This window comes from Orientia tsutsugamushi (assembly GCF_900327275.1).
Lineage (GTDB): Bacteria > Pseudomonadota > Alphaproteobacteria > Rickettsiales > Rickettsiaceae > Orientia > Orientia tsutsugamushi.
The window spans coordinates 350827-363438 of record NZ_LS398548.1; the positions used below are offsets into that span (position 1 = coordinate 350827).

The 12612-nt window shown below is 31.5% G+C and carries 10 protein-coding genes and 2 pseudogenes; 2 read left to right on the forward strand and 10 right to left on the reverse strand.

The window, feature by feature from the left end; translation table 11 throughout:
• Nucleotides 1-6 precede the first annotated feature (6 nt).
• The 3 genes from DK405_RS15625 to DK405_RS01875 form a co-directional block, all read right to left on the reverse strand.
• Nucleotides 7-2106, reverse strand: coding sequence for a toprim domain-containing protein (locus DK405_RS15625; RefSeq protein WP_410522028.1), 2100 nt, complete (start codon nt 2104-2106; stop codon nt 7-9).
• Nucleotides 2107-2371: 265 nt separating this feature from the next.
• The gene (locus DK405_RS13625) at nt 2372-3181 is read right to left on the reverse strand and encodes a conjugal transfer protein TraA (RefSeq protein ID WP_231967588.1); all 810 of its coding nucleotides are present in this window, start codon (nt 3179-3181) and stop codon (nt 2372-2374) included.
• 14 nt (nt 3182-3195) lie between these two features.
• A complete protein-coding gene (locus DK405_RS01875) occupies nt 3196-5208 on the reverse strand; it encodes an AAA family ATPase (protein WP_231967589.1) in 2013 nt (670 codons plus the stop codon).
• A 278-nt stretch (nt 5209-5486) separates the two neighbouring features.
• On the opposite strand from DK405_RS01875, the gene DK405_RS01880 reads away from it, so the two are divergent.
• On the forward strand, nt 5487-5942 hold the full coding sequence (locus DK405_RS01880; protein WP_045913029.1) for a conjugal transfer protein TraD: 456 nt from the start codon (nt 5487-5489) through the stop codon (nt 5940-5942).
• Nucleotides 5943-6000: 58 nt separating this feature from the next.
• On the opposite strand, the gene DK405_RS13630 is transcribed toward DK405_RS01880, so the two are convergent.
• The 4 genes from DK405_RS13630 to DK405_RS13640 form a co-directional block, all read right to left on the reverse strand.
• Complete coding sequence (locus DK405_RS13630) at nt 6001-6801, reverse strand: hypothetical protein (RefSeq protein WP_045913030.1); 801 nt, start codon at nt 6799-6801, stop codon at nt 6001-6003.
• 75 nt (nt 6802-6876) lie between these two features.
• Nucleotides 6877-7452 carry an HD domain-containing protein gene (locus DK405_RS01890; RefSeq protein WP_045913031.1) on the reverse strand — a complete coding sequence of 192 codons (576 nt, stop codon included), beginning with the start codon at nt 7450-7452 and terminating at the stop codon, nt 6877-6879.
• Between the two features lie 100 nt (nt 7453-7552).
• Nucleotides 7553-8410, reverse strand: a complete 858-nt coding sequence (locus tag DK405_RS13635; protein ID WP_064612946.1) for a sensor histidine kinase — start codon at nt 8408-8410, stop codon at nt 7553-7555.
• Nucleotides 8385-9161 (reverse strand): ATP-binding protein, encoded by a 777-nt coding sequence (locus DK405_RS13640; protein WP_109510568.1) that lies wholly within the window; start codon nt 9159-9161, stop codon nt 8385-8387. The genes DK405_RS13635 and DK405_RS13640 overlap by 26 nt, the downstream gene beginning before the upstream one ends.
• A 366-nt stretch (nt 9162-9527) precedes the next feature.
• Here DK405_RS13640 and DK405_RS01905 point away from each other — a divergent pair.
• Nucleotides 9528-10338 (forward strand): annotated as a pseudogene (locus tag DK405_RS01905) (DNA adenine methylase).
• Nucleotides 10339-10341: 3 nt separating this feature from the next.
• Here DK405_RS01905 and DK405_RS01910 read toward each other — a convergent pair.
• The 3 genes and pseudogenes from DK405_RS01910 to DK405_RS01920 form a co-directional block, all read right to left on the reverse strand.
• A complete protein-coding gene (locus DK405_RS01910; RefSeq protein ID WP_064613139.1) occupies nt 10342-10893 on the reverse strand; it encodes a hypothetical protein in 552 nt (183 codons plus the stop codon).
• Nucleotides 10894-10939: 46 nt separating this feature from the next.
• Nucleotides 10940-11584: an ankyrin repeat domain-containing protein gene (locus DK405_RS01915; protein ID WP_064613135.1), complete on the reverse strand. Its 645-nt coding sequence runs from the start codon at nt 11582-11584 to the stop codon at nt 10940-10942.
• Between the two features lie 34 nt (nt 11585-11618).
• Nucleotides 11619-12194 (reverse strand): annotated as a pseudogene (locus tag DK405_RS01920) (HD domain-containing protein).
• Nucleotides 12195-12612 lie beyond the last annotated feature (418 nt).

Consider the following 12612-nt stretch of genomic DNA (forward strand, 5'->3'; position numbering starts at 1 on the left):
CTTAAATTATGAATTATTAAAGATTTTTGAACTATAAATTCCTGTATGGTTTTCTGAATATTTATTAACTACTATTGCTTCCACCTTAGCTTCCTCTTCTTGTTTAAAGTAGTATAGAGATGACGATTTATTATACAATTCTTTAACATTCGTAATATCATTTTGTTTTGCTATACTATTATTTTCTGTTTGAGTAAGTTTGGTTGTTTCAACTGCCTTAGTCAGTTTAGTAATTTCAGGTTCTATAATGTCTCTAATTGACTGCTCTCCACAACTTTGCAACAGATTATTAAAATCACCATTTTCTGGTGGTTTGACTATACAAGTTATCGCTCCCTTCATTTCTAACGTTTTTGCAGCTTTAATTACAGTATTATTAGTTATAGGATTTTTGCTATCATTATCTGCTGCAATGATGATTTTTTCACCAGGAAATGGTGAATAATTTCTCAAATTCGAAATTCCTGCACTAGCAATGATATTACCTTTAATGCCTGATTGCTGCAAGCTCAATGCTGTTTCAGCGCCTTCTGCTATAATTGTTATATTAGGGTCATTCGCATTTCGCTTTGCGATTGTTATGAACGATCCTCTGATTTTACCGAAAGATCTTCTGTTAATTGAAATATTCGCCTTATCTCCTGCCGAATTTAGATATACGGCCTGTACTCCGGTAATTTCTCCTTTTGAATTTCTTGCAAATGCTGTAAATGCTGGATAATTTTCTCTCGTTTGAGTATCAAACAGTATACTTGCTTTTAAGTCTGAACTTGCAGTGCTTTTGTCAAAAGTAATACCACGATTTTCAAGATACTTTTTTACTACTTCTGCATGTGGGTTCTTATCTATATCATAACCATGTATCTTACTTGATAGTTCATACAAGTTTTGAACTTTTGCGATTTTAACACTTTCAGATTGTTGAGTGTATTGTTGAGAATCGTCAGTCTTAGGCGGTCTCTGATACCGTTGACTAATATTAGACATTCCAACCATACTTTTCAAATATTCCTTTGCCTCAAAAAAGCTGTATCCTCTTTCTCTTTGAGCCAGGGATAATAAATCACCCTTTTGTCCTGTACTAAAGTCATACCATTTTCCAGCGTACTTGTCCTCGGTGGTTACTTGTATTTTGCCAGTGTCTCCCCAACGTAATCGTCCGTGTCTAGATAGGCGCTGATTTGGATCTCCAAGAATATCACGAGCTATAGTGTCAGCTCTATAAGCTATTGCATCCCTCAATTTTTGTAGGTCTTCCTCGCTATTTGAATAATAATCGTTTTTTCTATAGTTTTGAGCAGATTGATATTGCCTTACTTCATTTGCTTGAACATCATTATTCTCCTCTTTTGAATTGATAGAGTCTGTCTTAGCTGTGCTAAGCTGCTCTATTAGGTTAGCAACATTTTTTGTAGCTTGCACATTGTAGTACAGCCGTACTTGCTCTGCATTCCCTATCATGCTTATGTTAGAACTTTCTATTCCTACACCATTATTATGAAGAACATATACATCTTTTTTGACAGCTGTTTGTGGGTTACAAACTGTTGTAGCATATCCATGTTTAAAGCTTATTTTATTCAAATCAAAGCTTACCTCGTTTCCTGTATCTGTCTTAGCTACAAACTTATTTTCATCAATTGATACTAGAGTTGCAAATTCACTGTTTTGTATTTGTAAATCCTTATCGTTTGTTTGAAATACAATTCGGTCTCCAGCCATGTAGTTAGCATATTTTTTTGATTCAGCTCCTGAAATTAAAATGCTGTATTCTGTACCTTTCAGAGCACCATTTTCCTTCATGTAGTTTCTGATGTGTTGATTAATATTTTCAGCTTCTTTATGGCCAGCAATTATCAAACGATCCTGCAGCTCAAATTTACTATTCTTCCAATCATTGATTAATTGGTTTATTGATTCTTTTAGAGTATTATCAGCTCTCAAGCTATTATTATCACTAAGTAGCACTATACCATCAGCAATATCACCATTTATCAACTTTACAGCCACATTGTGGTTGCAGCTGTTAGCTTTAGAATTTTCTATATCTGTTTTTGAATTATGAATATTATTGAAATTATTTGAATCATTGATTTTGTCAGTCATATAAAACCTCACCTTCGCGTCACTAAATTGTTTTGCGGTATAAATATTTGCTATTTTTACCGTTTGAATTATAATTTTATTGCTAAGTGATTATTGGAATAGTTTTTTGTTATACTAATCTTTCCAAAGTTCCATCTTTTTCAGTATTTTCTTAGTGGATAGGCATAATGCGAATTGCAAACATCACTGTGAGCTGTTATGTATAGCTCATTTTGTAATTCGCCATGTGAATGAATAGCTTACATTCAATTTTCGATCGTAAGAACTATCTCCTAAGTCCAATTTTTTGAGCTATGTCAGTTTTCACCACTTGTTCAGACTCTGTTTTTACGTTCTGAGTATTAATTAACTTCATGATTTCAGGTATCATAAGCCCCTTAACAGCTATTGCTCCTTTATTTTTTAGCATTTCGTTAAAATCTTCACCTTCTGAATGAATTACGATGCTAGTAATTGCTCCTTTGCTTGTCAGTACTTTTACAGCCTCGTTTATAGTGCTTACATATTCTTTATTTTGTTTATCATTATTTGCAGCTATAAGAATCTTTTCTCCTTGAAATGGCTGATAATACTTTAAATTATTTACATTTGAGCTATATACCATTCTGCTATCAATGCCAGCTTCCTGAAAACTTGATATCGTTTTTCCTTCTGCTGACAGAATGGTTACATCATAATCATATTGTCTTTGTTCTTTGATCTGCATAAATAATGGAGTAGAAATATCTTTGAGCTGGACTTTTTCTACTTTAGCTTCTTGCTCTGGTTTAGCGGTAAAATGATAATATTCTTCATTCACATGAGATCTATCATTGATATCATTGATTATAGACTTAAACCAGTTTTCAACTTTACTAAAAACTTTACTAAAAACAGTTGTCTTTGTCCGTTCTTTCTCAAAATCATGAGCAGTTTTCAGAGTTATGCTAGCTGATTTCTCATTTGGTCTGCTGAGCTGATTTATTAAGCTGTTAACGCTTTTAGTTGCTTCATTATTGCAATATAACTTTAAGCTCTTAATATGCCTTGTCATAGCTACGTATGAGCTGCTTATATTACTTACTCCGTTATGCAAAACGTATACATCTTTTATAGACGCTCCCTGGACCTTATAAACAGTACTTGCATAGCCATGTTTAAATTGTATTTTACCGAATCAAAACTCACTTCTTTTCCTGTGTCTGTCTTAGCTATAAATTTATTTTTACTAACCGAAGTTAAAGTTGCAAATTCACTATTTTGTATTTGTAAATCCTTATAGCTTTTTTGAAATACGATTCTATCTCCTGCCATATATGACTTTTTCCTTCCATCAATAGAACGCTCATATTCTGTGCCTTTTAGCGTACCATTTGCTTTTAACAAAGACCTAATACTTGAATTAAGAATGTCGACATCTTTATTACGTACTGTAATTACCAATTTTTCATGTGGTTTAAATTTGCTTAGACTCCAGTTGTATATTAATTTACTCATTGAGTCCTGCAACGTATTATCAAACCTAACGCTGTTATTTTGCCTCAGTAAGGTTATACCGCTTAAAATATTACTCTCAGCAAACTCCATTGCTGCTTCTCTGCTCCAGTTTTCACTTTGTCTGCGAATATCTATTAAAACATGTGAACCGAAATTATTACTCAGCATCTCAAACATTCCGCCTCTTTCTATTGAAGCTAGCTGTTTTTCATCTCCAGCGAGTATCAGTTGACAATAATTGTTTCTAACTACTCTAAACAGCTCTGCATAAGCTTTAGTACCTACCATTCCAGCTTCATCTACTACTATTAAGCTGTCTTGCATAAAAATTTTTTTTCGATTATATAAAAATCCTTTTACTGTATAGACCTCTGTATAACCTTTGCTCCTCAGCTCTGATACTGCCTTATGAGTAGGAGCAAGGCCAATAACTTTTTGTCCACGATTTGTTGCGAGCTCATGCGCTTTTATTAAAACATAAGATTTTCCTGTACCAGCTCTTCCTCTTAAGACTCTAACTCCACTAGTGCTAAGCAAAATATGCCTTAGAGCTTGTTTCTGTTCTTCACTAACATTTGCTAGACCTTCGATATCACTTTTAAGATTGTAAATATCGTTGTAATAAACCTGATTATTGATTTTATTAGCTATTCTGATTATTCTCGTCTCCTCATTTCGAACCTCAATTGTCGTAAAATATTTGCTACTTTCACCATCATCATGATATAACTCTAGTATTCTATTTGAACTAAGCACTTGCTGAACTAACAGTTCCCTTTCTGCTTTCGCTGAATATAGTATATCTTGAACAGCTTTTTCAACATCCTGCTTAGTAAAAATAGATTTGTAATGTGTTATAGAATCTGTTATTACGTCAGCATCATTAATAATCTTCAAATGAGCCTCTTTACGTAACTCATTTTCATTTACTACTTCATTAATTAAATTCCTAATTCTACGAGGTCCAATATGCTTTCCAGGTACTTCGCTTGTCTCGTCAACTCTATATGGTAAGCCTAATTCAGCGAAATATGCATTAGTTTCTTCTTTTGCTATTTCATGAATCATCTTGTGATCTTTAATAATACGCCACTGACCTTTTACTGTTATAAATTCAGCCTCTAAGTCAACAGCTTTATCACCCAATTCTTCACCATTCTCTTTAAATCTTCTTGTAGTAACCAATATATGTGCATGCCAGTTTTTATCTCCTGTTTGAGGCTTATGAATGTCTATCTGTACTCCAAGACCATTTTGCACCCATTCCATTGCATCAACTATTCGATGAGTTAGTTCTATTCTATGCTCTAAATTTAGCTCCTTCGCGTCTGGCAATGCTATTACTATATCCTTCAACAACTTACTATTTTCTCTTGTTTCTGTTCGTTCTACCTCATTCATTAATGTTTGAATATTCTTGAAGTCTTGATTTACATAATCCGGTATCAGCACTGTATGATATACGTTATCTTTCTTATGAGAGAAGTTATACCTTATACCTGTCTGCTTATTTTTAACAATAGTTCTTGCATTATACGCTGCCTTACGACAACTATCACCTCCTGTACTTCTACTTAAAAATTCAACCCTTGTAAACTGTATAGCCATCTCAATACCAATTCTCACCTGAGTTTTAAGTTAGCATGGTTTTTTTGATTTTGCTAGCATAAACTTCTTTTTTTTTTAACATTCAATCGGTTAATGAGTACTCATTTTTTAGCAGTAAACTTTCAAGTTTACATATTGCGTAGTAAGCTTATTTTTCAATGAAGCTTCTAACCTGAATTCACGTTTTTTTGACTATAATTATTTGATGTTGGTTTGGTAGGCACGGTTTTTTTCTTTACTGGGATTTTATTTTGATATATTCTTGCCTGATTTTTTTATCTTTCTGAATTACTAACATGGCAAATCTTATGCAGCAAAAAATTACTCTTCAGCAAAAAAAGGCTAAGCTAATCATGGATGAGGTTAACCTTAAAATTAAAGAACGTAAAATGCGTACTCGACGTCTTATCGAAATGGGTGGATTAGTTGCTAAAGCTAAGCTTGATCACTTATCAGCAAATACGTTATTTGGTGCAATTGTTTCACTAAAAGAAACTTTAACACAACATCCAAATGTTCAGGATCATTGGACTACAATAGGTAAAGATATTTTTGATAAAGAACAGCAAAATAAAGCTGCTGTGATTTTAAAATTTTCCTCTGAACCAGACGAAAACACTAAGCGCCACATTCGCCTTCATGGCTTAAAATGGAATAGCTTTCGTCAAGAATGGTGCGGTCATGTTAAGGACATTGAGGCCTTAAAGAATGGCCTTCTCAATGTTCAATATAATTTAGAACTTATATCTTAAATAAGAAAAAAGTATCTATTAATAATAAAGATTATGATAAGAGGTATAGAGAATATTGTTATACAGCCTCAGCCCTTATTGCATCTTGACCTGATATTGGTCCCAATTTCATAGATTCATATGCTGCTTCTACATGATTAAGCTCATCTGTATGATTATTAAGTGCATATGGTTCTTCATAATGATGGTTACCATTATTATCTTGGAAATCTGTTGGCATGTTTTCTGCATTGAAATTTTTAACACCAGTATTAGCATTTGTACCTACGTCTACACCTGTTATAGCAATAGAACCGGTTTTACTTTTTTTATAATACAAACAATATAGTGCTATAGAACCTGCTATAGAAGTTACTCCTAATATCAACGCTAATAGCTTATAATAAGCTGAATTATTTTCATCTGCGGAGCTAGCAGTATTATCCATGTTAGATGCAAAGTTATAAAGTGCTGTTAAGTTGCACTCAGTTATTTTACAATAATCCATATCGTACGCAAAATGTTCGCCAGCATCAGTATAATAATCTCTTATAATACTTGTATCCGTTGATGTAGCATTACTGAATGTTAATATCTCTTGAGGTGTGCATTCACGAAAATCAGAGTTAGGTTCTCCTATAAAATGACGTAGTATATCATGAGGCCCTTTAACACCAGTAGTCACATCGTCCGTATTACATGTAAATGACATTCTCATATCAGTAGCATTAGAAGATGGCTGCCTCATTGTAGTTACTATACAATCTAACGATATGTTTCCTGTAATATGTGATATACACCACGCAGCATATTCAAGAGTTTTATTTGCTATTGAAATAGCTCCAGTTCCTATTATGTTACTAACAGAAAAATTAAACATATTTATAATCACCTTTAGTTAATTTTTAGTAACTAATTATGTTGTTATTTTAATAATTGTCAATTATTAACTAAATTAACTAGCATACAGCTTACAGTATTTATTTAGCTCTATAGCAATTTCTTGTAATTTAAGATATTCAGCAAGAGGTATAAATTCTTGCTGCGTTTCTAGTATGATTTCTTGTCTTTTTTCATAAGGTTTTATTGATACAGTCTGAATATTATGGAATCGGTCGAAAAGCTTAATTAATAATAGTTCTGTTTTATTTTGTCTATAAAATGTTTGAATCATTTCTCTAGAACTAATTTTTTTATTATCCTTAATCCTGGTGAGATCTGAAACCTGTTCTGCAATATTATGACCAAATTCTTGACCTATTTTTTCTTTAGTTAGTGTTGTGTCTTCGATGGTATCATGTAGTATTGCTGTAATAATCGTATCTGTTTCAAAGCTGTAGTCTGATACCATATAAGCTACTTCTAATGGATGTGTGTAGTATAGTTCTCCTGTATCTCTCTTTTGCTGACCATGATATTTTTGGGCATAAAATATTGCTTTTTCAACTTTATCAAGATCAATTTCAGTATTAAATCTTACGTTGGTTTCAAACAGCTTATTTAGTAAGCTCTCGCTATAAAAGTTTATCATTTTTCATCTCTAAATAATCTTTAATAAATTATACAATAAATTAAACTTTTTATATACTTCAATCTTAGATAAAAACTGCGAAAGAAGCGAATTAATTTGATTAAAAAAGTTGTACTGGAATATTGCAAGTAATGGTTGTAAACTTGTCTTTTTCGCTTTCTATTTCCATTTCTCCATTAAGTTGATTAATAAGGTAATTTACAAACCATAATCCTGATTCAAGCATTAGTGGATAGTCTCGTACCAACTCAAAATCAGCTAATTTAGCTTTTATATTCCCTAATTTTTCTTTTGAAATACCGCTTCCTGTATCGTGTATTCTAAATTGTAGTATGTTATCGCTTTTTATATAATTTTTTACAGTAAACAAATGAACTGTAATTATAACCTGGCAGCTGCGATTAAATCTAATGACGCTTCCTATTAATTGACTTAATATAGCTTGTAAGTGATCACTATTTCCAATCACAATATCCTTCATTTTGTACTGAAAATTGTAATTGATTTTTATATCTTTCTCTTTTGCAATGTCTTCTAGTCTCCTGACGGCATCCTTTACTAGCTTTTGTATGCTAAATTTTTTTAAACATAAATTTTCATGCTCAATTTCGCTTCTAAGCGTGTAAACTACATCATTACAGTACTCTTGGAGATTTGCTGATCGATTTAATATTGTTTTCAGCTTATCTTTATTTTCCGAATCATTTAACATGATCTCGCTTGCAAGCCTTACAATTTCACTCGTTGCAATATTAAATCTATATTTAATCTCCTGTATTAAATATGTACAATATTCTTTCAATGATTCAGCTACCTCGACCTGATACTTCGCTTTTCTTAACTTTGTTATTATCTCCATATATTCATCGATATTCTCACTCTCTCCATTCACTAACGTAATTGGTATTGGAGGAATTTGTACCATCCATTTGTTAATTGTTTTCTTCTTTTCTTTCATAGCATTCTCCTAAAGAATAATTCAAACTAGTTATTGGCACTTCAAATGAAAAAGTTATGTAATTATTTTCCTCTTTTGCTCTTAGTCTTCCTTTTAGCTGATCTGTAAGATGTTTTATAAATGCTAATCCTTCTCCTAGTTCTTGATACATTACCAAATTCGTATTCTCTAGTTCAGCATTTATTCTTTCTAATTTTTCTTTAGAAGTGCTTAGTCCTATGTTTTGTACTGTAAATTGTAATATTTCTGAATACTGATTGAGGTTAATAGTAATCTTGCTATTTTTGCTGCTATTTATAATAGCACTACCAATTAACTGACTTATTACTGCTTTTATTCGAAAACTATCTCCAATCAGAACCGTCTTTATGTCATTTTGAACATTTAGCTTTATATTCTCATTTTCAAAATGTTCCCTCATTCTGATAACGGTATTATTTATTAGCAATTCTATGTTAAATGTTTCAATTCTTACATTCGTTGATGCTATGTATTGTCTAAATAAAAAAATCATTCCATTTAGAGAAGCTATTATATTTACTTTTTTTCTGTCGTAGTTATTTACTATTAGCCTAAAATATTGTATCCACTCTATGCAATTTATGCTTACTTGTTCAGATTCCTCTAGCTGAAAGTATAGTTTTTGCAATTCAGCGTCTATCTGTTTTATTGTTGTGCTATTAATTCCCTCTGTAGATAATTTTTCGGTTAATTTATTGATTTTATTTTGACCTTCGTCTTGAATAGGCATAGAATTCCCCTACTGTTTTTGTTTAAAAAATGGTTTCTGAAGATTAATTCCAAAAGTTCAACCCTTTGTTTTATTTAATCTTCAGATCATTATCATCAAAGTTTTGAAACCTAGATAATATAAGGTATAGAGTAGCATTATATTTTTTACCAGTCTATTAAAATCTTTTAATTTACAGGCTAAATTTTTGCATAATAATCTAATGTTGATGCGAAATTATCACATTCCTTGCTTATGGTTATAATAAATCTTATTCAAAAAGGATGCATAAAGAGCCTTGTAAGCGTTATTATTACTAGCACTACAAGCTGTTTTCTGGTATAATCTCAATAGAGATTCAACTAACATAAATTAATTAAACTTCATGTGTCAGTAGCTGTTGCTAATAAGTCTAAGCCTTTCCTTCATTGGATTGGTAGTAAACGAAGAATTGTTAATAAATTAATAGAACATCTTCCTCAAGGTCCACACTATAATTACTATGAACCATTTCTTGGTGGAGGTGCTTTATTTTTTCAAGTTAGGCATCTTTTTAAACAATGTTTTTTGTCTGACATCAATCTTGATTTAATTACTAGCTATAATGCTGTTAAAAATAATCCTAATGAGGTCAATAGATTACTGAGTTTATATCACAAACATCATTCGAAGGATTATTATTATAAAGTTAAAAACAAATATAGTAATAATCCGAATGAAATTACCGCAAAATTTATATATCTTAATAAATACTCTTTTAGGGGAATTTATAGAGTCTACAAAAATGGACAATCTGCTCAAACATTTTCTGGTGAATGCTACATTAAACTCCACATTGCATCTAGAATAAACCAATGCAGCAGCCTTCTACATGGTGTATCAATTTGCGCTATGGATTTTTCGTTTATAGAGCCTAAAAAAGGTGACTTCGTTTATCTTGATCCACCTTACCACCAATCAGGAGAACGGTTCTACACTAGAGTTCCATTTGATGAAAAAGAGCAAATTAGACTACGAGATTTTGTTTATGAACTACACAATAAAGGTGTTAAAATTATGCTTTCAAATAATAACACTGCCTTCATTAAAGACTTATACAAAGACTTCTTCATTACTCATATTTGGAGTTACATACTCAATCAATGAACAACGCAATCCTGTTAATGAGCTAATCATTACTAACTATAAAACTTGCTAGTTATTAAATGTGAACCCGCAATCCAAATCGTATATGAATAGGAAGTGGTCTATAGTTAGCTATTGTGCTACATTCAATGTCTAAATATGTATCTCTTGATAAATTTATTGTTGTACCAACTCCGTCTAAATATGTATCTCTTGATAAGTTTATTGTTGTACCAACTCCCAAGTCTATACCAGTACCGCTATCACTATTGAAAGCTGATACTAGGCCACCTGTAACAACAATTGATGCTTTGTTACCTTCAATTATATTGTAATAATAATTTCCTTGAATAAAGTTATCTCTACAGTTGTGATGACACATAAATCCTAATCTTACATCCATTCTGTGCCGATCTAATCTATAACCAATTCCAGCTTCTAATGTATCGTAGCTAGTAGCAATACCAGTTGAAAATTTTATATAGAATTGTTGTGAAGTATCAATACTATCTTTGAAAGCATTGAAGTTTACATTATTATTTGCTGTACATATCGATGGTGAAGATAATACAACGAATGCTAATATAACAGCATAACACAGTTGTAAAATTGATTTCAAAACATTCATATTAACTTCTCTTTTTAATATTAACATATTGGTTGTCTGTTAAAACCTAATACCATGGGACCGATTGTTCCGTTAGAAAATTGAATATATCTGCATTACCGCTTTTAGCAGCATAATCTATAGGAGTCATGCCATTATCATCTTTTGCATCAATATCAGCACCATAATCAATCAAAAGCTGTATAACATCTACGATATCATTACGAACAGCAATATGTAGTAGTGTTTCTCCTTCATCATATTTTTTATTAATACCAGTAGAATTATGTTTTAGCATAATTGCTAAAGGTTCTACACATTTGCATTTAGCAGCATCAGATAAAGGTGTATTACCTTGATTATTCTCGATATTTACATCAGCATTATATTTTAGCAGTAATGCTATATGATCATTGCAATAGGTAGGATATTTTTCGAAAAATTCATAATATACTTGAATTGTGTCAACAACGAGATGTAAAGCAGTGTGCCCATCATTATTTTTTGCGTTTACATTAGCTCCATTGTTCAACAAAATCTTAGCAATAGGTAGATTCTTATATTTCAAAGCAACAGATAAAGCTGTAGTACCGTCGTTATATTTTGAATTGACAAGTGTACTATCCTTATTAATAAGCTGCTGTACTTTTTTAATATCACCATCTTGAATAGCGCTATGTAAGGTATACTTAGTCTTAGATTTTAATATCATATATTTAATCCTTTCATTCTCAATTATTTACTCATTAGCTAGCATGAAGTTTACAATATTCGCTTAAGCGTTCTCCAATCTCTGGTAGTTTAAGGTATTCAGCAAGAGCTATAAATTCTTGCTGAGTTTCAAATATTATTTCTTGCCTTTTGTGAGGAGGTTTGATGAATATAGTTGTAATATTATGGAATCTATCAAAAAGTTTGATCAGTAATAGTTCTGTTTTATTTTGGCTGCGTAATATTTGTATCATTTCCATAGCACTGATTTTCTTATTATCCCTAACTCTGGTAAGGTCTGAAACCTGTTCTGCAATATTAGCACCAAATTCGTACCTTATTCTTTCTTTAGTTAGTGTTGTGTCTTCGATGGTATCATGTAGTATTGCAGTAATAATTGTATCTGTTTCAAAGCTGTGGTCTGATACCATGCGCGCTACTTTCAATGGATGTGTGTAGTATAGTTCTCAAGTATCTCTCTTTTGCTGGCCATGATATTTTTTAGCGTAAAGTATTGCTTTTTCAACTCTATCAAGATCAATTTTGGCGTTAAATATTATGTTGGTTCTGAACAGCTTATTTATTAAGCTCTCACTATAAAAATCTATCATTCTCCATCTCTAAATAGTTATTAATAAATTATACCATAATTCAAACTTTTTGTATACTCCAATCCCAGATAAAAACTGGAAAAGAAGCAAATTAAATTATAAAATTTTTGATTCAGTTATCACGATGCTAAAACTAATCTTAAGTTACATATCTCTGGTGTTAATGAGTAAAATTTTGCTGTAATTTTTTTTTGGACCAGCATTTTTTCATTTATGCATAATCTAGTGTTTATTAACCTTGATGAGAGTTTTTAACAATATTGCCAAATTTAGAATACCTACTATTATAGTGCAACTTCATATGTCCATGAAAAAAGTTTCAGGTTGACCTGAAATTTCTTTCATGTTGGGACGAAATTTTTTTTCTGGTAAGGCTATATTTTCTTCTTTTCCTTTTTCACTATAGTGCTGAAAATTT

Coding starts and splice junctions, on each gene's coding strand:
- DK405_RS15625 (WP_410522028.1), bottom strand. CDS start 2,106: ATGACTGACAAAATCAATGATTCAAATAATTTCAATAATATTCATAAT.
- DK405_RS01880 (WP_045913029.1), top strand. CDS start 5,487: ATGGCAAATCTTATGCAGCAAAAAATTACTCTTCAGCAAAAAAAGGCT.
- DK405_RS13630 (WP_045913030.1), bottom strand. CDS start 6,801: ATGTTTAATTTTTCTGTTAGTAACATAATAGGAACTGGAGCTATTTCA.
- DK405_RS01890 (WP_045913031.1), bottom strand. CDS start 7,452: ATGATAAACTTTTATAGCGAGAGCTTACTAAATAAGCTGTTTGAAACC.
- DK405_RS13635 (WP_064612946.1), bottom strand. CDS start 8,410: ATGAAAGAAAAGAAGAAAACAATTAACAAATGGATGGTACAAATTCCT.
- DK405_RS13640 (WP_109510568.1), bottom strand. CDS start 9,161: ATGCCTATTCAAGACGAAGGTCAAAATAAAATCAATAAATTAACCGAA.
- DK405_RS01910 (WP_064613139.1), bottom strand. CDS start 10,893: ATGAATGTTTTGAAATCAATTTTACAACTGTGTTATGCTGTTATATTA.
- DK405_RS01915 (WP_064613135.1), bottom strand. CDS start 11,584: ATGATATTAAAATCTAAGACTAAGTATACCTTACATAGCGCTATTCAA.